This is a genomic window from Plantactinospora alkalitolerans, from assembly GCF_015690345.1.
In the GTDB taxonomy this organism is placed as follows: Bacteria; Actinomycetota; Actinomycetes; order Mycobacteriales; family Micromonosporaceae; genus Plantactinospora; species Plantactinospora alkalitolerans.
Genome location: NZ_JADPUN010000077.1, coordinates 1 through 19,653 on the forward strand (window position 1 = coordinate 1; position 19,653 = coordinate 19,653).

Below are 19,653 nucleotides of genomic sequence, written 5' to 3' on the forward strand. Positions count from 1 at the left end.
ACCTGTCGCAGAAGATCACGGTCGATGCCCGGGGTGAGATCCTGGAGTTGAAGTCGACGGTGAACACGATGGTGGACCAGCTCTCGTCGTTCGCCGACGAGGTGACCCGGGTGGCCCGCGAGGTCGGTACGGAGGGCAAGCTCGGTGGTCAGGCCGAGGTGAAGGGTGTCTCCGGTACCTGGCGGGACCTGACCGACAACGTCAACTCGATGGCGTCGAACCTCACCTCGCAGGTCCGGAACATCGCCTCGGTGACGACGGCGGTGGCGAAGGGCGACCTGTCGCAGAAGATCACGGTCGATGCCCGGGGTGAGATCCTGGAGTTGAAGTCGACGGTGAACACGATGGTGGACCAGCTCTCGTCGTTCGCCGACGAGGTGACCCGGGTGGCCCGCGAGGTCGGCACCGAGGGCAAGCTCGGCGGTCAGGCCCAGGTACGCGGCGTCGCCGGCACCTGGCGCGACCTGACCGACAACGTGAACTCGATGGCGTCGAACCTGACCGCACAGGTCCGGAACATCGCCCAGGTCTCCACGGCGGTCGCCCGGGGCGACCTGTCGCAGAAGATCACCGTTGACGCCCGGGGTGAGATCCTGGAGTTGAAGTCGACGGTGAACACGATGGTGGACCAGCTCTCGTCGTTCGCCGACGAGGTGACCCGGGTGGCCCGCGAGGTCGGTACGGAGGGCAAGCTCGGCGGTCAGGCCGAGGTGAAGGGTGTCTCCGGTACCTGGCGCGACCTGACCGACAACGTGAACTCGATGGGATCGAACCTGACCGCGCAGGTCCGGAACATCGCCTCGGTGACGACGGCGGTGGCGAAGGGCGACCTGTCGCAGAAGGTCACCGTCGACGCGCAGGGCGAGATCCTGGAGCTGAAGGGCACCGTGAACACGATGGTCGACCAGCTCTCGTCGTTCGCCGACGAGGTGACCCGGGTCGGCCGGGAGGTCGGCATCGAGGGCAAGCTCGGCGGCCAGGCGCAGGTGAAGGGCGTCTCCGGCACCTGGCGGGCGCTGACCGAGAACGTGAACCAGCTCGCCTCCACGCTCACCACCCAGCTCCGGGCGATCGCGCAGGTCTCCACGGCGGTGACCACCGGCGACCTGACCCAGCGGATCACCGTGCAGGCGCAGGGCGAGGTCGCCGAGCTGAAGGACAACATCAACCAGATGATCGTCACGCTCCGGGAGACCACCAAGAAGAACGCGGAACAGGGTTGGCTCGACTCCAACCTGGCCCGGATCGGTGGCCTCCTACAGGGGCAGCGCGATCTCGGCGAGGTCTGCCGGATGATCATGACCGAGGTGACCCCGCTGGTCGACGCCCAGCTCGGCGCCTTCTTCCTCGCCGACAACGACGAGGCGGTGATGCGGCTCCGGCTGACCGCGTCGTACGGCTACGTTGCCAGGCACCACGACGTCACGTTCGGCCCCGGTGAAGGACTGGTCGGGCAGGCCGCGCTCTCCCGGCGCACGATCCGGGTCGGCGCTCCGCCGAACGGCAGCCTGACCGTCCGGTCCGGACTCGCCGCCACACCCCCGGCCGACCTGGTGGTGCTGCCCGTCCTCTTCGAGGGCGAACTGCTCGGCGTCATCGAGTTCGCCAGCGTCTCGCCCTTCCTCGACCTCCACCTGTCGTTCCTGGAGCGGCTGGTGCTCACCATCGGCATCGCCGTGAACACCATCCAGGCCAACCGGCGGACCGAGGAACTGCTGTCCCAGTCCCAGCGGCTCGCCCACGAACTCCAGGAACAGTCCGCCGAGCTACAGCGGACCAACGCCGAACTGGAGGACAAGGCACAACTGCTGTCGGAGCAGAAGGGCAACATCGAGACCAAGAACCGGGAGATCGAACTGGCCCGGATCGGTCTGGAGGACAAGGCGCAGCAGTTGGCGCGGGCATCGGCGTACAAGTCGGAGTTCCTGGCCAACATGAGCCACGAGCTGCGTACGCCACTGAACTCGCTGCTGCTGCTGGCCCGGTTGCTGGCGGACAACTCCGAGGACAACCTGACCGAGAAGCAGATCGAGTTCGCCCGCACGATCCACAGTGCCGGCTCCGACCTGCTCTCCCTGATCGACGACATCCTCGACCTGTCGAAGATCGAGGCCGGCCGGATGGACGTCGAGCCGACCGAGGTGCGGTTCTCCGAGATCCGCAGCTACGTCGAACAGGCCTTCGCGCCGCAGGCCGAGGAGCAGGGCCTGGACTTCCAGGTACGGGTATCCAGGGAACTGTCGTCGACACTGGTCACCGACGCCCAGCGACTACAGCAGATTCTCCGCAATCTGCTCTCCAACGCGGTCAAGTTCACCGACAACGGTGCGGTGACCCTGCGGATCGGGCCGGCACCGGAGGGCGCGTTCTTCGACGTGCCGGCGTTGGCCACCGCGCACCAGGTGGTGGCGTTCACCGTCATCGACACCGGAATCGGCATCTCCGACGACAAACTCGGGCTGATCTTCGAGGCGTTCCAGCAGGCCGACGGCACCACCAGCCGGCGGTACGGCGGGACCGGCCTCGGGCTGTCCATCAGCCGGGACCTGGCCCGACTGATCGGCGGCACCATCACCGTGTCGTCGGCACCGGGACAGGGCTCGACGTTCACCCTGTTCGTACCGGACGTACTCGCCCCGGACGCGGTGGTCGCCCCGATGCCGGTGCCGCCACTGCCGTCGAGCCGGGGCGGGCTGGCCACCATGTTGCGGACGCCCGCCGAGCCGGACCACCCGACGACTCCGGCCGCCCGCCAGCTCGACGGCGCCACCGTGCTGATCATCGACGACGACGTCCGGAACGTCTTCGCGTTGACCAGCGCGTTGGAACTGCATGGCATGACCGTGCTCTACTCGGACAACGGAGTGGACGGCGTACGACTGCTTGCGGAGCATCCGGAGGTGGACATCGTGCTGATGGATGCGATGATGCCCGACCAGGACGGATACGAGACGACCCGGGCGATCCGCCGCAATCACCGCTTCACGGACCTGCCGGTGGTGTTCCTGACCGCGAAGGCGATGCCGGGGGACCGCGAGTCCGCGCTCGCGGCCGGGGCGAGCGACTACATCACCAAGCCGGTCGACCTGGACGAGCTGATCGAGTTGATGGCGTCCTGGGTGATCGGCGACGGACGAGAGGTCGACGGGTGACCGCGGCCGCGAGGGGACTATCGGCGTGAGTGAGCTGGCCAAAGCCCTGCTGGTCGACGACCGGCGGGAGAACCTGATGGCGCTCGAGGCGATCCTGCAGGGGTTGCCGGTGCAGGCGGTCGCTGTGGAGAGCGGGGAGGCCGCGCTCAAGCAGCTCCTGGTGGACGACTTCGCGGTCATCCTGCTGGACGCCCAGATGCCGGAGATGGACGGCTTCGAGACGGCGAGCCACATCAAGCGGCGCGAGCGTACCCGGCACGTCCCGATCATCTTCCTCACCGCGGCCGACCGCGATGCCCAGCTCGCGCTGCGGGGCTACGCGGTCGGCGCGGTCGACTACCTGACCAAACCGTTCGATCCATGGGTACTTCGGGCCAAGGTCTCGGTCTTCGTCGAATTGTGGGTGAAAACCCGGCAGCTCGCCGCGCAGTCCGAGCTGGTACGGGAGCGGGACACGCAGTGGCGGTCGATGACCGAGGCCGTGGACGATGCGGTCGCGCTCCTGCGTTCGGACGACCCGGACGGCCGGGATCGCGCGGTGGAGGTGCTCGAGCAGGCCCGCTGGGGTGCGGTCGCCTGACCGACCGCGCCACCGCCCGCTGGGGTGCGGTCGCCTGACCACCCGCGCCGCCGCCCGCCGGGCGGTCAGCCGGTCGACGCGCCGTCCACCGGCTGACGAAGGGTCAGCCGGTCGACTGCTCGTTGCGGATCATCAGCGCCGAGCGGAGCCCGGTGATGTCCAGGACCCTGAGCAGGAAATCGCCGACGTTGGTCAGGACCAGCAGGCTCTGGGCGTGACTGGCCTTGCGGCTGAGCACCACCAGGGTGCCCAGGCCCTGAGAGTCACAGAAGGTGACATCGGTCAGATCGAGCACGATCCGGGTCGGTGCGTCGGCGAGCACCTCGTTGACGACACTGGACAGCCTGGCGGCGGTGAGCATGTCGATCTCGCCGCCGAGGCGGAGGATCACCTCGTCCGGCGTCCGCTGCACACCGATTGTCAGTTCGGCCCGGTTCACCCGATCAGCCTATCGCGATCTAACCGAACCGGCCTGTTGATGCCCGTCTGCCTCGCCGGTTAGCAGGGGACCCTTCTTCTACAGAAAGCGATAAGCGGGGGCCCTTCCTTACATCTGGGAGGGTGACGTGGGCGACCTTGTGAGGGGTGGGTGCCGGGCGGGCAGGTGGCGCTGACAGAATGGCGACACCGTGAGCGAGACGTATTCTGCCGGGCCCGGCCGCTATCCGGCCGACGCACCGGCCTCCCAGGCCCTGTTCGACCGCGCCCGCGCCATCGTGCCGGGCGGGGTGAATTCGCCGGTGCGTGCGTTCCTGGCCGTCGGCGGTACGCCCCGGTTCATGGAGCGCGGCTCCGGGCCGTGGCTTTTCGACGCGGACGGGCGGCGTTACGTCGACCTGGTCTGCTCGTGGGGGCCGCTGATCCTCGGGCACGCCCATCCCGAGGTGGTCGCGGCGGTCCAGGACGCCGCCGCCCGGGGCACCAGTTTCGGCACCCCGACCGAGGGTGAGGTCGAGTTGGCGGCCGAGATCGTCGCCCGGACCCCGGTCGAGCAGGTACGCCTGGTCAACTCGGGCACCGAGGCGACCATGTCGGCCATCCGGCTGGCCCGGGGCTACACCGGCCGCAGCAGGATCGTGAAGTTCGCCGGCTGCTACCACGGGCACGTCGACGCCCTGCTCGCCGCCGCCGGTTCGGGCGTGGCAACGCTCGGTCTGCCCGATTCGCCCGGGGTCACCGGTGCGGCGGCGAGCGAGACAATCGTGCTGCCGTACAACGACGTGGCCGCCGTCGAGGCCATGTTCGCGGCGCAGGGCTCCGAGATCGCCGCGATCATCACCGAGGCCGCCCCCGGAAACATGGGCGTGGTGGCGCCCCGGGACGGTTTCAACGCGGCGCTCGCCAGGATCGCCCACGCGCACGGCGCGCTGTTGATCGTCGACGAGGTGATGACCGGGTTCCGGGTTTCGGCCGGCGGCTGGGCCGGACTCGAACCCGTCGACGCCGATCTCTTCACCTTCGGCAAGGTGATGGGCGGCGGGCTGCCGGCGGCGGCGTTCGGTGGGCGTACGGACATCATGGGTCGGCTCGCGCCGGCCGGTCCGGTCTACCAGGCGGGGACGCTCTCCGGAAATCCGCTCGCCTGTGCCGCCGGGCTGACCACGCTGCGGCTGGCCGACGCGGCGGTGTACCGGAAACTCGACGAAACCGCCGCCACGCTGCGCAGGCTCGCCAGTGACGCGCTGGGCGCCGCCGGGGTGCCGCACCGGTTGTCGTACGCGGGAAACATGTTCTCGGTCTTCTTCACCGACGCGCAGGTGGTCGACTTCGACACCGCGCGGGGCCAGAACGTGGCGGCGTTCCGGGCGTTCTTCCACGCGATGCTGGCCGCCGGGGTGTACCTGCCGCCGAGTGCCTTCGAGTCGTGGTTCGTGTCGACGGCGTTGGACGACGCCGCCTTGGAGCAGATCGCGGCGGCGTTGCCGGTAGCGGCCGAGGCTGCGGCGGCGGCCGGTCACGGGGGGTAGTTGGTTTGGCTACGACGGTCGTTCACGTGCTGCGGCACGGTGAGGTGTACAACCCGGAGAAGATCCTTTACGGTCGGCTGCCCGGTTACCGGCTCTCGGAACTGGGTGTGCAGATGGCGAAGGCGGCGGCGCAGGCGCTCGCCGACCGGAACATCGTGCACGTGGTGGCCAGCCCACTGGAGCGGGCCCAGCAGACGGCGGATCCGATCGCCGCGCAGTTCGGGCTGCCGGTCGGGGTCGACGAGCGGCTGATCGAGAGCGCCAACTGGTTCGAGGGGAAGCGGGTGTCGCCCGGCGACGGCTCGTTCCGCGATCCCCGTAACTGGTGGGTGCTGCGCGATCCGGTCACCCCGTCCTGGGGCGAGGCGTACACGGCGATCGCCGAGCGGATGTTCGCGGCGTTGCACGCGGCCAGGATCGCGGCCGAGGGGCGGGAGGCGATCTGCGTCTCGCACCAGCTTCCGATCTGGACCCTCCGGCGGTACGTCGAACACAAGCGGCTGTGGCACGACCCGCGTAAGCGGCAGTGCGGCCTGGCCAGCCTGACCTCGTTCCACTTCGATGGCGCCAAGATCGTCGGCATCGGTTACACGGAACCGGCCGCGCATCTGGTCGCCATGTCGCCGACCGCCCGGACGGCCAAGGGGGCATGAGATGAGCCGCCCCCGGCGAGCCCGGATCGGCGCCCTGCTCGCGGTCGCCGCGACGCTGGCCCTGGTCGGCTGCTCGGGTGAGGGTGACTGGAAGGACGACTGCACGACGAAGGACGGCGTGATCGAGTGCGCTCCGGAGCATCGCCCGGACGCGCCGAAGGTCGCCGGTGAGCTGCTGTCCGGCGGGAACTACGACCTCGCCCAGGACCGTGGTCAGGTCGTGGTGGTCAACTTCTGGGGTTCCTGGTGCGGGCCGTGCCGGGCCGAGGCCGACGACCTGGAGGCGACCTACCAGGCGACCCGGGAGAAGGGCGTCCGCTTCCTCGGCATCAACATCCAGGACGGGCGGGACAAGGCGAGGGCGTTCGAGAAGGCCTTCAAGGTCACGTACCCGAGTGTCTTCGATCCGCCGAGTCAGTTGGCGCTCGCCTTCGACATTCCGCCGAACTCCATCCCGGCCACCGTCGTGTTGGACCGGAAGGGCCGGATCGCGGTGGTGGTCCGGGCGGCGATCCAACGGCAGACGCTGGAGCCGATCCTCACCCGGGTGGCGGCGGAAGAGTCCGCGCCGGGCGGCGGGCCGAACTGATGGGCCAGACGTTCGCCGACCTCGCCGAGAGCGGGCCGCTGCTGCTGGCCGTCGGCGCGGCGGCGCTCGCCGGCCTGGTGAGCTTCCTGTCCCCGTGCGTGCTTCCGCTGGTGCCCGGCTACCTGTCGTACGTGACCGGGTTGGCCGGCAGCGACCTGGACCAGCGCCGGGGCGACGCGGAACAGGGCGGGACGGCGGTCGACCGGCCCGCCGCGCCGGCAGCCGCTGGCGGCGGGGTGGCGGTGGCCGCCCGGCCGACCCGGACGGCGAGGGCGGTACGCGGTCGGGTGCTCGCCGGCACGCTGCTGTTCATCGCCGGCTTCACCGTCGTCTTCACCCTGACCGCCGTTCTGGTCACCGCCGTCGGTCAGGTGCTGTTCACACAGAAGCGGCCGTTGGAGATCGCGATCGGCATCGTGATCATCGTGTTCGGGCTCTCCTACCTCGGCTGGATCCCCGGCATGCAGCGCGAGGTACGGATCCAGCGGCTGCCGGCGGCCGGACTGCTCGGCGCGCCGGTCTTCGGCGCGGTCTTCGCACTGTCCTGGATTCCCTGCACCGGCCCGACCCTCAGCGCCGTCATCGGGATGGGTACGGCCAGCGGGCGGGCCGACCGGGCCGTCGTGCTGGCCATCGCGTACTGCCTCGGGCTGGGGTTGCCGTTCGTCGTCTTCGGGCTCGGCTTCCATCGGCTGCTCGGAGTGTTCCGGGCGATCCGCCGTAACAGCCGTTGGGTGACCCGGGTCGGCGGCGCGCTGCTTCTCGTGATCGGGCTGGCCCTGGTCACCGGCGGTTGGCAGGACCTCGTCATCTGGTTGCAGAGCACGTTCGGCGCCGGCGGGGTGGGCATCTGATGCCGGCCGTGGACGGGCAGGCCGAGGCCACCGAGGTCGAGAACCCGCCGGGCGACGAGGCGCCGACCCCGCCCCGGGTACGTCGTACTCCGGCGCCGGTGGCGCTGCTGCGCAACTCGTGGCGGCAGCTCACCAGCATGCGTACCGCGCTGATCCTGCTCTTCCTGCTCGCCGTCGCCGCGATCCCGGGATCGGTGCTGCCCCAGCGCAACATCAACATCGAGAACGTCAACGCCTACCAGGCGGAGCATCCCGACCTCTTCCCGGTGCTGGACCGGATCGGCGGCTTCGACGTGTACGCCTCGCCGTGGTTCTCGGCGATCTACGTACTCCTGTTCACCTCGCTGGTCGGCTGCATCGTGCCCCGGCTGCTCGACCACGTACGCGCGCTGCGCACCGCACCTCCGGCGGCGCCGAAGCGGCTGGACCGGCTGCCCCAGCATGCCGTGCTGACCGACCACGACGGCGACCTGGCGGCGATCGCGGCGATGCTCCGCAGGCGGCGCTGGCGGGTGGCGGTGCGGGACGACACCGTGTCGGCCGAGAAGGGTTTCCTCAAGGAGACCGGCAACCTGCTGTTCCACCTCTCGCTGATCGGCGTGCTGGTCGGCATCGGGCTCGGCTCGTGGTACGGCTGGCACGGCAACCGGTTGCTGGTCGCCGGCCAGGACAACGCCTTCTGCAACACCCTCCAGCAGTACAGCGAGTCCCGGCTCGGGCACCGGGTGGACGGCAGCGACCTGCCGCCGTTCTGCCTGGAGCTGACCGACTTCAAGGCCCGGTTCCTGTCGACCGGGCAGCCGGCGTCGTTCCGGGCGGAGACGATGGTGGCGGAGGGTGACCGGGCGCCGTACCGGGCGAGCTTCTCGGTCAACGACCCGCTGCGGCTGAACGACGGTGCCAGCGTCTACCTGCTCGGGCACGGCTACGCGCCGATCATCCGCTACACCGACCGGTCCGGGGAGGTGCAGGTCAGCGACGAGGCGTTCCTCACCATCGACGGCAACCTGACCAGCGAGGGAGTGGCGATCTTTCCGGACGTCAACCTCGATCCGGTGACCGGTGCGCGCAATCCCCAGCTTCAGGTCGCCTTCGAGGGTCTCTACCTGCCGACCGCCCCGGACGCGCCGCCGTACGCCCGCTCCGAGTACCCGGCGGAGCGGTCGCCGGCGGTGATGCTGTTCGCGTACCGGGGGAACCTCGGGATGGACGCGGGGATCTCGGGTTCGGTCTACCGGCTCGACCAGCGTCAGGTCGACAACGGAAAGCTCACCCGGCTCGGCGAGGGCAAGCTGCTGCGGCCCGGTGAGAAGTGGACCCTCGACGACGGTACGACTGTCGAGTTCCTCGGCACCCGGCAGTACATCACCCTCTCGGTCCGGTACGACCCCGGCGAGCGGGTCGTGCTGGTCAGCTCGGTGGTGTTGCTCGCCGGCCTGATGCTGTCCCTGTTCGGCCGGCGGCGGCGGGTGTGGTTCCGGGTCGGTTCGGCACCGGGCGAGACGTCCACGACAGAACGTAGTAGTTTGGTGGAGGTGGGCGGATTGCCGCGCGCCGAGTACTCGGGATTCTCCGACGAGTTCGACAAACTCGTCGCCGCGACGCGGCCCGGCGGGGCGCGACAGGTCGGGGCGACGGAAGAGGGGACCGACTGATGGCCGCGCTGTCCGACCAACTCCTTGTGGTCGCGATCCTGGGGTATCTGCTGGCGATGATCGGCCACGCCGCCGAGTACGCCTTCGGCACCCGGAGCGTGGTCGGCCGGGCGGCGATCCGGCCGGCACGCGAGCTGGCGCTGGTCGGAGCCGGTGGGGGCGGCGGATCCGAGCCGGTGGTCGGCACCAAACTGGACGCCGCCGACGTGGTGGCACCGGCCGGTGCCGAGCCGGGCTTCGGCGCGGTCGGGCCGGGTTTCGGCGCCGCCGGACCTGCCTCCGGTGCGGACGGGCCGAAGTTGACCCGGGCGCTGCTGGCCGGGCGGATCGCGGCGGCGTTGACCGTGATCGCGGCCGTCGTGCATCTCGGCGTGGTGGTCACCCGTGGTGTGGCTGCCGAGCGCATGCCGTGGGGCAACATGTACGAGTACCTGCTCACGGTCACCCTCGTCGGGGTGGTCGGCTGGTTGTGGCTGCTGTACCGGCGCCCCGCACTCCGGCACCTGGGACTCTTCGTGACGCTGGCCATGGTGCTCCTGCTGGCCGTCGCCGGGCTGGTGCTGTACGTGCCGATCGTGCCGCTGGTGCCGGCGCTCGACTCGTACTGGTTCGTCGTGCACGTGGCGACGATCGCGACCTCGTCCGGCATCCTGCTGCTGGGTGCCGTACCGGCGGTGATGTACCTGATCCGGAACGGGTACGACCAGGGCAAGCGGAGTTTTCCGTACACCCTGGGCGCCCGGGTGCCGGCCGCTGCCAGTCTGGAACGGTTGACCTTCCGGCTGCACGCCTTCGCGTTCCCGATCTTCACCTTCGCTGTGATGGCCGGCGCGGTCTGGGCGGAGGCGGCCTGGGGACGGTACTGGGGCTGGGACCCGAAGGAGATCTGGGCCTTCATCTCCTGGGTGGTCTACGCCGGTTACCTGCACGCGAGGGCGACGCCCAGCGTCAAGCGCCCGGTGGCGACCTGGATCGCCGTACTCGGCTTCCTGACCATGCAGATGAACCTGTACGGCGTGAACATCTTCTTCGAGGGCCTGCACTCGTACGGCGGGCTTGACTGACACGTCGGACGCGATCCTTCTGTCAGTCTTGACTTATATAAGTCACGCGTGAAAGATCTCCCTGTGCGTGGTTGTCCACGCGCATCTCGCACTCGCACCCGGGAGAGGAGTCGCGCGACGTGTCCGTCACCGCGTCCCAGAAGGTCACCACGTTCCTGATGTTCGAGGGCAGCGCCGAGGAGGCGATGACCTTCTACACCTCGCTGTTCGACGACGCCGAGGTGCTCGCCGTCGACCGGTACGGCCCTGACGAGTCCGGAACCGAGGGCTCGGTACGGCATGCGACCTTCGCCATCGCCGGCCAGCAGTTCATGTGCATCGACAGCAACGTGCAGCACCAGTTCGGCTTCACCCCGGCGATCTCGCTCTGGGTCCAGTGCGAGACCGAGGAGGAGATCGACCGGCTGTACGCGGCCCTCGTCGAGAAGGGCGCGCCGCTGATGCCGCTCGGCTCGTACGGCTTCAGCGCCAAGTTCGGCTGGGTCAACGACCGGTTCGGCGTCTCCTGGCAGCTCACCCTGCCGGCGGAGGCGCCCCCGGCACCGTAGCGCCCGCCGTCCCCGGCCGCGCTTGACCGCATTGGCAAACTTGCGGGCGAGAGCACCCACCAGCGGTACGGGAGGACGCGGATGCGCAGGTTCAGCAGGACGGCCACGCTCTTGATCGGACTCGGTGTGGGGGTCGGGGCCGGGCCGTACCTCGGTTCGGGCGCGGTCTGGGTGGCCGGCGTCGGAATCGTTCTGGGGCTTGGGTTGCTGCTGGTCGGCACACCGGAGCCACCCACCCTCGGTGCCGGGCAGCCGGACCCGCCGTCCAGGGTGGATCGGCGGCCCAGGGAGCACCTGGCCGGACTGGGTGAACGGGTCCAGCAGATTCTGCGGTTGGCCGAGGAGCAGGCCGAGGACCACCGTGCGGAAGGTCGGCGGGAGGCCGAGCGGCTGGTTTCCGAGGCTCGGGCCGAGGCCGACGCCATCCTGGACCGGCGGCCGGAGTCGACCGACGCACTTCGTCACCTGCGCGCACAGTCCTCTCGGGTGACGGACCAGACGGAGTCGACCTCCGGCCCGATCGGGTAGCGGCGGGGCCGGTCAGGGCTGGCGGAACGCCACCGCCAGGAGGTCGTCGATCAGAGCGTGGAGATCGCCCTCGCCCCACGGGTTGACCGCGACGGTCAGTTGGCGGGTGCCGTCCTCGGTGCTCCACGAGGCGGCTTCGTACCCGAAGATCTCACCTCCGTGCCCCCACACCGTCGTGCCGGTGGCCAACCGCCTGGTCTGTAGGCCGAGGCCGTAGTCGGCCCTGGCACCGGTGCTCCACGAGGTCTTCATCTGGGCGAGTTGTGCCGGACGCAGCAGCCGTCCGGTCAGCAGGGCGCGGTAGAAGCGGTTGAGGTCCGCGGCGCTGGTGAGCAGTTCTCCGGAGGCCCCGGCAGCCGACGGGTTGAACGCCGTGATGTCCACCGGTTGGTAGGTTCCGTCGCGCTGGACCGGCAGGTAGCCGTGCGAGTGGGGCCCGGCGATGTACGGATGGATGCCGGGGAGTTCGGTGCCAGCCAACCCGAGCGGGCGCAGGATCCGGCGCTGGACCTCGGTGGCGTAGTGGTTGCCGGTAACCCGCTCGATGACGAGTGCGAGCAGGATGTAGTTGGTGTTGGAGTATCGGTAGCTGGTTCCCGGCTCGAACAGTGGGGGCGTACCGGTGATGAACGCCAGGAGTTCGTGCGGCGTCCAGGTCCGGTACCGCGTGGCGAGGATCCCCTCGACCGTCCCGTAGAGCTGGCGGAACTGGGCCGTCCTGGTGTAATCGACGATTCCGCTGGTGTGTTGCAGCAGGTGGTGCAGGGTGATCCGGTCCCCGCCGGAAACGACTCCGGGCAGCCACCGCTCGATCGGGTCACCGAGGGCCAGTCGCCGTTCACCGGCCAGTTGGAGCAGTACGGTCGCCACGAACGACTTGGTGATGCTGCCCGCCCGGAACCGTCCGTCGACCCGTACCGGCCGGGTGGTGCCGAGTTCGGCGGCGCCGCTGCTGCCGCGCCACACCCGTGCTGAGTGCCGTACCTCGGCCAGCACGCCGGACGCCGCTCCGGCCGCGATGCCGTCGAGGGCGGTCTGAAGTGCTACGGGGTCGGGTCCCGTGCGCGGTCGTGCGGTGCGACGTGCCGCCGCTGCGGGGGTACCGGTGGCGGTGCCGACGGTCAGCGCGAGCGCCCCGGCCGCGCCGGCCCTGAGGATGGTTCGACGTGCGGTCATCAGTGTCCTTCTTTGGTGGAGGAGCGGGAAGGCGAGAGGTGGGCGTGCGACGGATCGACGCCGTGGCGTAGGAACAATGTACTAGCTAACTAGCAATATAGCGATAGTGGTTCCGTGGCGGGAAGAGATGTCGCCCGGCAAGCGACTTAGAAGTACGATTCTTAGAAGTACACCTCTAACTAGGGGGCCGAGTGGTGGAGCCGCGGAAACCGGCGGGGATCTTCGACCGGGACGTCGAGTGGGCGGATCTTGCCCGGTTCGCCACCGACGACCGTCCCGGCGCCACCCTGGGCGTTGTCACCGGGCGCCGACGGCAGGGCAAGACCCTGCTGCTGTACGAACTCGCCCGCGCCACCGGCGGGTTCTACTTCGGCGCCACCGAGGCCACCCCGACCGATTCGCTGCGTCGGCTCGGAGCGGCGCTCGGGCAGCACACCGGCGCCCCCGGGCCGGTCGAACTGCCCGACTGGGAGCACGCCGTCGACGCGCTCCTCGCCGTGGGCCGGGCCGGCCCGACCACCGTCGTACTCGACGAGTTTCCGTACCTGGCCCGAGCCAGCCGGGACCTGCCCTCGGTGATCCAGCACGCCCTGACACCAGGCCGTGCCGAGCGCGTCGAGTCCCGTACCCGGATCCTGTTGTGCGGGTCGGCGCTCTCCTTCATGGGCGGCCTGCTCGCCGGATCGGCGCCGCTGCGCGGGCGGGCCAGCCTGGAGCTGCCGGTCCAGCCGCTGGACTTCCGCAGCGCCGCGCAGTTCTGGGGGATCACCGACCCGGCGCTCGCGGCGCGGGTCTACGCGATCGTCGGCGGCACCCCCGCCTACCGCCGGGAGTACGTCTCCGACGACGCGCCCGCAGACCTGGCCGACTTCGACGACTGGGTGGTACGGGCGGTCCTCAACCCGGCCAGGCCGCTCTTTCGCGAGGCCCGCTACCTCCTCGCCGAGGACCCGGACCTGCGGGAGACCGCGCTCTACCACTCGGTGCTGGCCGCCGTGGCCGAAGGCAACGCGACCCGGGGCGGGATCGCCGGCTACATCGGACGCAAGGCCACCGACCTGCAACACCCGCTGACAGTGCTGGAAGACGTCGGCCTGCTCGTCCGGGCACCCGATTCGTTCCGCACCGGCCGGAGCAGCTTCCGGATCACCGAGCCACTGGTGACGTTCTACCAGGCGGTCATGCGGCCGGCCTGGACCGCGCTGGAGCAGCGTCGGGGCGCGGACGTCTGGCGCCGCTCGCAACGCCGGTACGCCAGCGCCGTCCTCGGCCCCCGCTTCGAGGAACTGGTCCGGGAGTGGGCGCTGCGGTTCGCGGCACCGGGAACCTTCGGCGGTCCGGTCGCCGAGGCGAATTCCGGCGTGCTGACCGACCCGGTGCGTCGGACGAGACACGAACTCGACCTCGTCGCACTCGGTGAGCCGCCGATCGGCGACGGTCCCCGTCCGTTGCTGGCCATCGGCGAGGTGAAGTGGGGACGCCGGCTCGGCGAGCCGGATCTCGACCGGCTGGACCGGATTCGCGAGGTGCTGTGGGGCCGGCCCGGCTTCGACACCGGGGATGTTCGGCTGCTGCTGGCCAGCGCCGAGGGCTTCACCGAGCGGCTCACCACGGTCGCGGCCGGGCGGCCGGACGTCGTCCTGGTCGATCTGCCCCGGCTCTACGCCGGCGAGTGACGGCGGCGGCACCGCTTGGCTGGTGCCTCGTCAGCGTGGTCGCCCGACCAGGGCTGGTGGGCGTCGCCCCTGCTCGGGGGCGATCGGTCACAGGGCCTTCGGCAGGCCGAACACGGGGAACAGATCCGGCTCGAAGGCCGTGATCTCAACGATCTTGCCGTCGGCGATCCGGAGCACCTCCAGCACCTGCGGGCGGAAAGCGGTGTCACCCGGACGGCGTACGTAGTGGGCCGCCGCCGGCTGCCGATTGGCCCGGGTCGGCACGCTGCGCCACTGGCCGAGGTAGGCCGGCGAGCCCGGGTCGAGCACGTCGCGCAGACTGGCCAGGAAGGAGGACCGACCCCACCAGGCCGGGTCGGGCATTCCCGGCACGCACGGCACCGACATCGGCATGGTGATCCGGATGTCCTCCCGCAGCAGTTGGGCCAACGCACCGGTGTCGGCGCGCTCCAGCACCCCCATGTAACGCTGCAGCAGCGCACGTTCCTCGTTGGTCGGATCCGCTGCGGGCGCCCACTCGATCCGGTGCGGTGGCAGGTGGTCCTTGAGGTTGGCCCGGGCCCGTTGCAGGGCACTGTTGGCCGAGGCGACGCTGACCTCCAGCACCTCGGCCGCGTCGGCGGCGGGCCAGCCGAGGACGTCGCGCAGGATGAGCACCGCCCGCTGGCGTGGTGGCAGATGCTGGATCGCGACCAGGAACGCCAGCTCGATGGTCTCCTTGGCCACCACCGCCGCGGCGGGCTCCGCGTCGGCTGGCGCGGTCGGCTCGAGCAACCGGTCCGGATAGGGCTGCAGCCAGTACACCTCGTCGGGTGTGCCGAGACGGGCGCTGCCCTCCGGCAGCAGTGGGCTGCGGCCCGCGCGGGGCTGCCGGGGATGGCGGCTGAGGAAGTCCAGGCAGGCGTTCGTCGCGATCCGGTAGAGCCAGGCGCGGAACGTGGACCGGGCCTCGAACGTGTCCCGTTTGCGCCAGGCGCGAAGGAAGGTCTCCTGGACCTGGTCCTCGGCGTCCTCGAAGGACCCGAGCATCCGGTAGCAGTGGACCTGCAGCTCACGGCGGTGAGTCTCGACCAGACGGCCGAAGGTCGCCTCGTCGAGGGGTGCAGAAGGGCGTGCCTCGAACTGGATTGGGTTGACCTTGACACGGCTCACGGATCGTGTCCCGCTTCCGACAGCTACTGCTGGATGACGGTCGGCCAGCACCGTAGCACGGCTTACGGTGCCGCTCAGCTCACCTTTCTTCACGTCGGGACCGGCCATCACCCCGCACCACACGCCAAGGTGTGCGGCCGGCACCGGGTGACCGTGTCGCTGGCCGCGCAGCCCGGATGGACGGCCAGTCCGGGTGGCGACCGCCGCGGCGGCCCGGGCCACGTACGTCCGGCAGGCCCATCGGCCGCCCCGGGCACCGCGGCGGATGCCCGGAGCGGCGGCGATGCGATGGCCAGGTGGTGCGTCAGTGCACCGGCTGCGCCGAGCCGACGGCGTCCCGGTCCGGCTCCGCCTCCTTCGGGGGCATGCCCGGCATCGGCATGTCGCCGAGCGACGGCACGTGCCGCAGCCCGACGAACGCCACCACGGCCAGGGCGACGAAGACGAAGACGCAGCACAGCGCGACAGTGTTCAGGCCCGTGGTGAACGCCTCCCGGGCTGAGTCGAGCAGCGTAGCCGCGGGCGGGCCGTCGACCTGCTTGACCACTGCCGTGGCACCCGCGATGCTCTCCCCGGCGGTGGTCGCCGCGTCAGCCGGTACCTCGCCCGGGACGCTGACCCGACCCCGGTACGTCGCGGTGCCGATGAGGCCGAGGATGGCCACACCCAAGGCGACGCCCAACTCGCCGACGGCCGACGAGAGCGACCCGGCGGCACCGGCCTTCTCCGGCGGCGTCGAGGACATCACCAGGAACGGAGTCATCGGGCCGACGGCGGCGCCACCGACGTAGACGATCCCCAGACCGACCAGCAGGGTGGTCAACCCGGCGGTGCTCTCCACCTGGGTCAGCACCACCATTCCGACCGCCGCGATCAGGGAAGCGCCGGTGAGCACGTACGCGGGACGGACCTTGCGGGTGATCGCCGGCGCCAGGTTGCCGACGACGATCATCACGACGGACGGGATCAGCAGGAGGGTGCCGACCCGCACCGGGCTGAGTCCCTCGACCATCTGCAGGTAGAGGCTGCCCATCAGACCGGCGCCGCCCATCACGAAGGCGATCATCAGGGCCATTGTCAGGGCCGTCGAGAGCGCACGGATCTTGAACAGGCTCAGGTCCAGCAGCGGGTGGGCCAGCTGGGCCTGCCGGCGCAGGAAGACAACGAGGAAGACCAGCCCCGCCACGAGGGCGATCAGCGGCACCGGCGCCCAGCCGTTGCGCGTCAACTCCTTGAGGCCGTAGACGAACGGCAGGATGGCCAGCAGCGACAACGCCACGCTGAACAGGTCCAGACGGCCCGCGGTCGGGTCCTTCGACTCGGGGATCAGCGCCGGGCCGGCGAGCAGCAGCAGACCCATGACCGGGACGGCGAGCAGGAACACCGAGCCCCACCAGAACGCGCCCAGCATCAGACCGCCGACCACCGGGCCGAGCACCACACCGGCCATCAGGGACGTGCCCCAGACGCCCATCGCGGCGCCCATCTGCTTCGGGTCCTTGAACATGGTCCGTAGCAGCGCGAGGATCGACGGAATCAACGTCGCGCCAGCCACACCGAGCAGGGCGCGGGCGACGATCAGGACGATCGTGGAGGTCGCGAACGCCGCCAGCAGCGACGCCCCGAGAAAGGCCGCGCCGCCGAACAGCAGGACCTTCTTCCGACCGATCCGGTCGCCCAGCGTCCCCATGGTGACCAGGAAGCCGGCGATCAGAAATCCGTATATGTCGGAGATCCACAACTGCTCGGTGCTGCTCGGCCCCAGGTCCACGGTGACGTGTGGCAACGTCAGGAACATCACGTTGAGATCCACCGTCGTCAACATGGTGGGCAGGCACATCACGGCCAGGCCGAGCCACTCCCGCCAGGTGGCCCGAGGAGCCACGGCCGGGGCGGCGGCTGCGCCCGCCCGCCCGTCGACTGTAGTCATGCTCTTGGTCCTCTCAATCTCGGCCGCGCTGTCCCGCGGTTCACTGTTGAGACGGCAGGGTCCCGAGAAAGTCATCGGATTCCTGATGAGTTCTGACGATCGCCCGGGCGGCGCTAGCGGCGCTCGTGTCGGCCCGGGGTGTGTCCGAAGGTACGCCGGAAGACGTCGATGAAGGCGCTGGCGGACGACCATCCACATTGGTGCGCCACGGCGGTCACCGGGACATCCTCGGCCAGCATCACCAACGCGCGGTGTAGCCGCAGTTGGGTGCGCCACTGCGGAAAGGTCATGCCGAGGTCGGCCCGGAACAGTCGGGACAGCGTACGGTCACTTCCGCCGACCTGCCGGCCGAGAGCGGCCAGGGTGCGGTTGTCGGCCGGGTCGGCGTACAGGATCGTGCAGAGTGCCCGCAACCGGGGCTCGGTGGGGGCGGGCAGGTGGACGGGTTGCTGAGGCGAGGCCCGCAACTGGTCGAGGAGAACGGCCCGCAGGCGCCCACGCGCCGGGTCGACGTCCTGTGGAACGCGGGTGTAGGCGAGGATCAGCTCGCGTAGCAGCGGCCCGACCGCCAGGACCGTCGGCTCCGTCAGGTCGAGCGGGTTGTCGGTCGCCGGCAGGCCGACCAGGTGCAGTTCGACGTCGCCGTAGGCCTGGTGGGCGTGGCTGGTGCCGGCGGGCACCCAGATGGCGCGGGTGGCGGGCACCACCCAGGCACCCGCGTCGGTGGTGATGGCGAGTACGCCACGAGCGGCGTAGACGATTTGGTGGTCGTCGTGGCGGTGCGCGTCGATGGCAGACCCGGAGGCCAGCCGCTGGGCGCGGGTCGGCGCTACCGGCCGGTGGCGGGTATTCGTCATTGATTGGCAGTTTATCGGAAGTCAGACAGCCCACCGGACGGCGAGCATGGCGGCGTGCGGAGAAACAGAACGATCATCCTGCTGTCCGTCGGGCACGCCTGCGTGGACGTCTACCAGGGCGCCGTGGCGTCGCTCGTACCGTTCTTCATCGCCGAACGTGCCTACACCTACGCGACGGTCTCCGGCGTGGTGCTCGCCGCGTCGCTGCTCTCCTCGGTGGCGCAACCGCTGTTCGGAGCGCTGACGGACCGGTGGGCGTTGCCCTGGCTGTTGCCGCTGAGCACGATCCTGGGCGGGTTGGGGATCGCGTGCAGCGGGATCACCGGTTCGTACCCGCTGACGCTGGCGTTCGTGGCGGTGTCCGGGATCGGCGTCGCGGCGTACCATCCCGAGTCCGCCCGGATCGCGCGGATCGCCAGCGGCGGAAGTCACGCCAGGATGGGCTGGTTCTCCCTCGGCGGCAACCTCGGCTTCGCCGCCGCGCCCATCCTGGTCACCGCCGTGGTCGCCACCGGTGGTCTGCGGCTCACACCGCTGCTCGTGCTGCCGGCCCTCGCCGGCAGCGTGCTGTGCCTGCCCGTCCTCCGCGTACTGCACCGGACCACGGGGAGCGGCTCCGGTACCACCGTGCCGTCCGGGACCGACGACAGGGCCTCGTTCGGCAAGCTGTCCCTGGCCGTGGTCTGCCGCTCCGTCGCGTTCACCGGTCTGAGTACGTTTCTGGCGCTCTACGCGCCGCAGCGCACCGGGGGAGGTACCTCGGCGGGGACGGCGGCGCTGTTCGTGCTCTATCTCGGTGGGGCGGTGGGCACGGTGCTGGGTGGCAGCCTGGCCGGCCGCTGGGACCGGGTCACCGTCGTGCGCTGGTCGTACCTGGTGACGGTCGGTGCCGTCGCGGGGATCGTGTTCGTACCCGGCCCGGGGTTCTACCTGTTCGTGGCGCTCACCTCGGCCGGGCTCTACATCCCGTTCTCGCTCCAGATCACTCTCGGCCAGGACTACCTTCCGACCCGCGTCGGCACCGCGAGCGGCATCACCCTGGGCCTGACCGTCAGCATCGGTGGCCTGGTCAGCCCGCTCATCGGCCACGTCGCCGACGTGGCCTCCCTCCAGGTGGCCCTCGCCCCGTTGATCCTGATGCCCGCGGTGAGCTGGCTGCTGTTCCGGACACTTCCGGAGCCAGCCGGGCCGACCCCGGTCTTGCCGTTGACAAGATGACCGTCGCGATGTCATCTTGACGTCGACAAGTTTTGTGTTGCCCTACTCCCGGGA

Annotated in this window: 17 protein-coding genes; 12 read left to right on the forward strand and 5 right to left on the reverse strand. The window is 70.1% G+C overall.

Features of this window, described 5'->3' with window-relative positions:
- Positions 1 to 3,152, forward strand: a 3,152-nt coding sequence (locus I0C86_RS05670) for a hybrid sensor histidine kinase/response regulator (protein WP_196200133.1), incomplete at its 5' end; no start/stop codon positions are given.
- A gap of 25 nt (positions 3,153 to 3,177) precedes the next feature.
- On the forward strand, positions 3,178 to 3,732 hold the full coding sequence (locus I0C86_RS05675; protein ID WP_196200134.1) for a response regulator: 555 nt from the start codon (positions 3,178 to 3,180) through the stop codon (positions 3,730 to 3,732).
- A gap of 103 nt (positions 3,733 to 3,835) precedes the next feature.
- Here I0C86_RS05675 and I0C86_RS05680 read toward each other — a convergent pair whose 3' ends face one another.
- Entirely contained in the window at positions 3,836 to 4,171 is a 336-nt protein-coding gene (locus I0C86_RS05680) for an STAS domain-containing protein (protein WP_196200135.1), read from the reverse strand.
- A 190-nt stretch (positions 4,172 to 4,361) separates the two neighbouring features.
- Between I0C86_RS05680 and hemL the strand changes: the two genes are divergently transcribed.
- The 8 genes from hemL to I0C86_RS45365 all read left to right on the forward strand — a co-directional run bounded on the left by hemL (position 4,362) and on the right by I0C86_RS45365 (position 11,590).
- On the forward strand, positions 4,362 to 5,699 hold the full coding sequence (hemL, locus tag I0C86_RS05685; protein ID WP_196200136.1) for a glutamate-1-semialdehyde 2,1-aminomutase: 1,338 nt from the start codon (positions 4,362 to 4,364) through the stop codon (positions 5,697 to 5,699).
- Positions 5,700 to 5,704: 5 nt separating this feature from the next.
- On the forward strand, positions 5,705 to 6,352 hold the full coding sequence (locus tag I0C86_RS05690) for a histidine phosphatase family protein (RefSeq protein WP_196200137.1): 648 nt from the start codon (positions 5,705 to 5,707) through the stop codon (positions 6,350 to 6,352).
- Between the two features lies 1 nt (position 6,353).
- Entirely contained in the window at positions 6,354 to 6,941 is a 588-nt protein-coding gene (locus tag I0C86_RS05695; protein ID WP_196200138.1) for a TlpA family protein disulfide reductase, read from the forward strand.
- Positions 6,941 to 7,795 (forward strand): cytochrome c biogenesis CcdA family protein, encoded by an 855-nt coding sequence (locus tag I0C86_RS05700; protein ID WP_196200139.1) that lies wholly within the window; start codon positions 6,941 to 6,943, stop codon positions 7,793 to 7,795. The genes I0C86_RS05695 and I0C86_RS05700 overlap by 1 nt, the downstream gene beginning before the upstream one ends.
- Complete coding sequence (gene resB / locus I0C86_RS05705; protein WP_196200140.1) at positions 7,795 to 9,450, forward strand: cytochrome c biogenesis protein ResB; 1,656 nt, start codon at positions 7,795 to 7,797, stop codon at positions 9,448 to 9,450. Before I0C86_RS05700 ends, resB begins: the two co-directional genes overlap by 1 nt.
- Entirely contained in the window at positions 9,450 to 10,514 is a 1,065-nt protein-coding gene (ccsB, locus tag I0C86_RS05710; RefSeq protein ID WP_196200141.1) for a c-type cytochrome biogenesis protein CcsB, read from the forward strand. Before resB ends, ccsB begins: the two co-directional genes overlap by 1 nt.
- A 119-nt stretch (positions 10,515 to 10,633) precedes the next feature.
- Positions 10,634 to 11,062, forward strand: a complete 429-nt coding sequence (locus I0C86_RS05715) for a VOC family protein (protein WP_196200142.1) — start codon at positions 10,634 to 10,636, stop codon at positions 11,060 to 11,062.
- A gap of 81 nt (positions 11,063 to 11,143) precedes the next feature.
- A complete protein-coding gene (locus I0C86_RS45365; protein WP_196200143.1) occupies positions 11,144 to 11,590 on the forward strand; it encodes a DivIVA domain-containing protein in 447 nt (148 codons plus the stop codon).
- Between the two features lie 12 nt (positions 11,591 to 11,602).
- Here the strand turns inward: I0C86_RS45365 and I0C86_RS05725 are convergent, their stop codons facing one another.
- Positions 11,603 to 12,766, reverse strand: a complete 1,164-nt coding sequence (locus I0C86_RS05725; protein WP_196200144.1) for a serine hydrolase domain-containing protein — start codon at positions 12,764 to 12,766, stop codon at positions 11,603 to 11,605.
- Between the two features lie 194 nt (positions 12,767 to 12,960).
- Here I0C86_RS05725 and I0C86_RS05730 point away from each other — a divergent pair, with 194 nt between their 5' ends.
- A complete protein-coding gene (locus tag I0C86_RS05730; RefSeq protein ID WP_230393617.1) occupies positions 12,961 to 14,442 on the forward strand; it encodes an ATP-binding protein in 1,482 nt (493 codons plus the stop codon).
- 87 nt (positions 14,443 to 14,529) lie between these two features.
- On the opposite strand, the gene I0C86_RS05735 is transcribed toward I0C86_RS05730, so the two are convergent.
- From I0C86_RS05735 to I0C86_RS05745, 3 genes are all read right to left on the reverse strand, one after another.
- Positions 14,530 to 15,594 (reverse strand): RNA polymerase subunit sigma-70, encoded by a 1,065-nt coding sequence (locus I0C86_RS05735; RefSeq protein WP_323373482.1) that lies wholly within the window; start codon positions 15,592 to 15,594, stop codon positions 14,530 to 14,532.
- A 304-nt stretch (positions 15,595 to 15,898) separates the two neighbouring features.
- On the reverse strand, positions 15,899 to 17,524 hold the full coding sequence (locus tag I0C86_RS05740) for an MFS transporter (protein ID WP_196200147.1): 1,626 nt from the start codon (positions 17,522 to 17,524) through the stop codon (positions 15,899 to 15,901).
- A gap of 113 nt (positions 17,525 to 17,637) precedes the next feature.
- Positions 17,638 to 18,381 (reverse strand): AraC family transcriptional regulator, encoded by a 744-nt coding sequence (locus tag I0C86_RS05745; protein WP_196200148.1) that lies wholly within the window; start codon positions 18,379 to 18,381, stop codon positions 17,638 to 17,640.
- A gap of 54 nt (positions 18,382 to 18,435) precedes the next feature.
- On the opposite strand from I0C86_RS05745, the gene I0C86_RS05750 reads away from it, so the two are divergent.
- Entirely contained in the window at positions 18,436 to 19,599 is a 1,164-nt protein-coding gene (locus I0C86_RS05750; RefSeq protein WP_196200149.1) for an MFS transporter, read from the forward strand.
- Positions 19,600 to 19,653 lie beyond the last annotated feature (54 nt).

Bases quoted from the DNA above. Each gene is read 5' to 3' on its own strand.
- I0C86_RS45365 (WP_196200143.1), top strand. From the start codon at position 11,144: ATGCGCAGGTTCAGCAGGACGGCCACGCTCTTGATCGGACTCGGTGTG.
- ccsB (WP_196200141.1), top strand. From the start codon at position 9,450: ATGGCCGCGCTGTCCGACCAACTCCTTGTGGTCGCGATCCTGGGGTAT.
- I0C86_RS05745 (WP_196200148.1), bottom strand. From the start codon at position 18,381: ATGACGAATACCCGCCACCGGCCGGTAGCGCCGACCCGCGCCCAGCGG.
- I0C86_RS05725 (WP_196200144.1), bottom strand. From the start codon at position 12,766: ATGACCGCACGTCGAACCATCCTCAGGGCCGGCGCGGCCGGGGCGCTC.
- I0C86_RS05695 (WP_196200138.1), top strand. From the start codon at position 6,354: ATGAGCCGCCCCCGGCGAGCCCGGATCGGCGCCCTGCTCGCGGTCGCC.
- I0C86_RS05700 (WP_196200139.1), top strand. From the start codon at position 6,941: ATGGGCCAGACGTTCGCCGACCTCGCCGAGAGCGGGCCGCTGCTGCTG.
- I0C86_RS05740 (WP_196200147.1), bottom strand. From the start codon at position 17,524: ATGACTACAGTCGACGGGCGGGCGGGCGCAGCCGCCGCCCCGGCCGTG.
- resB (WP_196200140.1), top strand. From the start codon at position 7,795: ATGCCGGCCGTGGACGGGCAGGCCGAGGCCACCGAGGTCGAGAACCCG.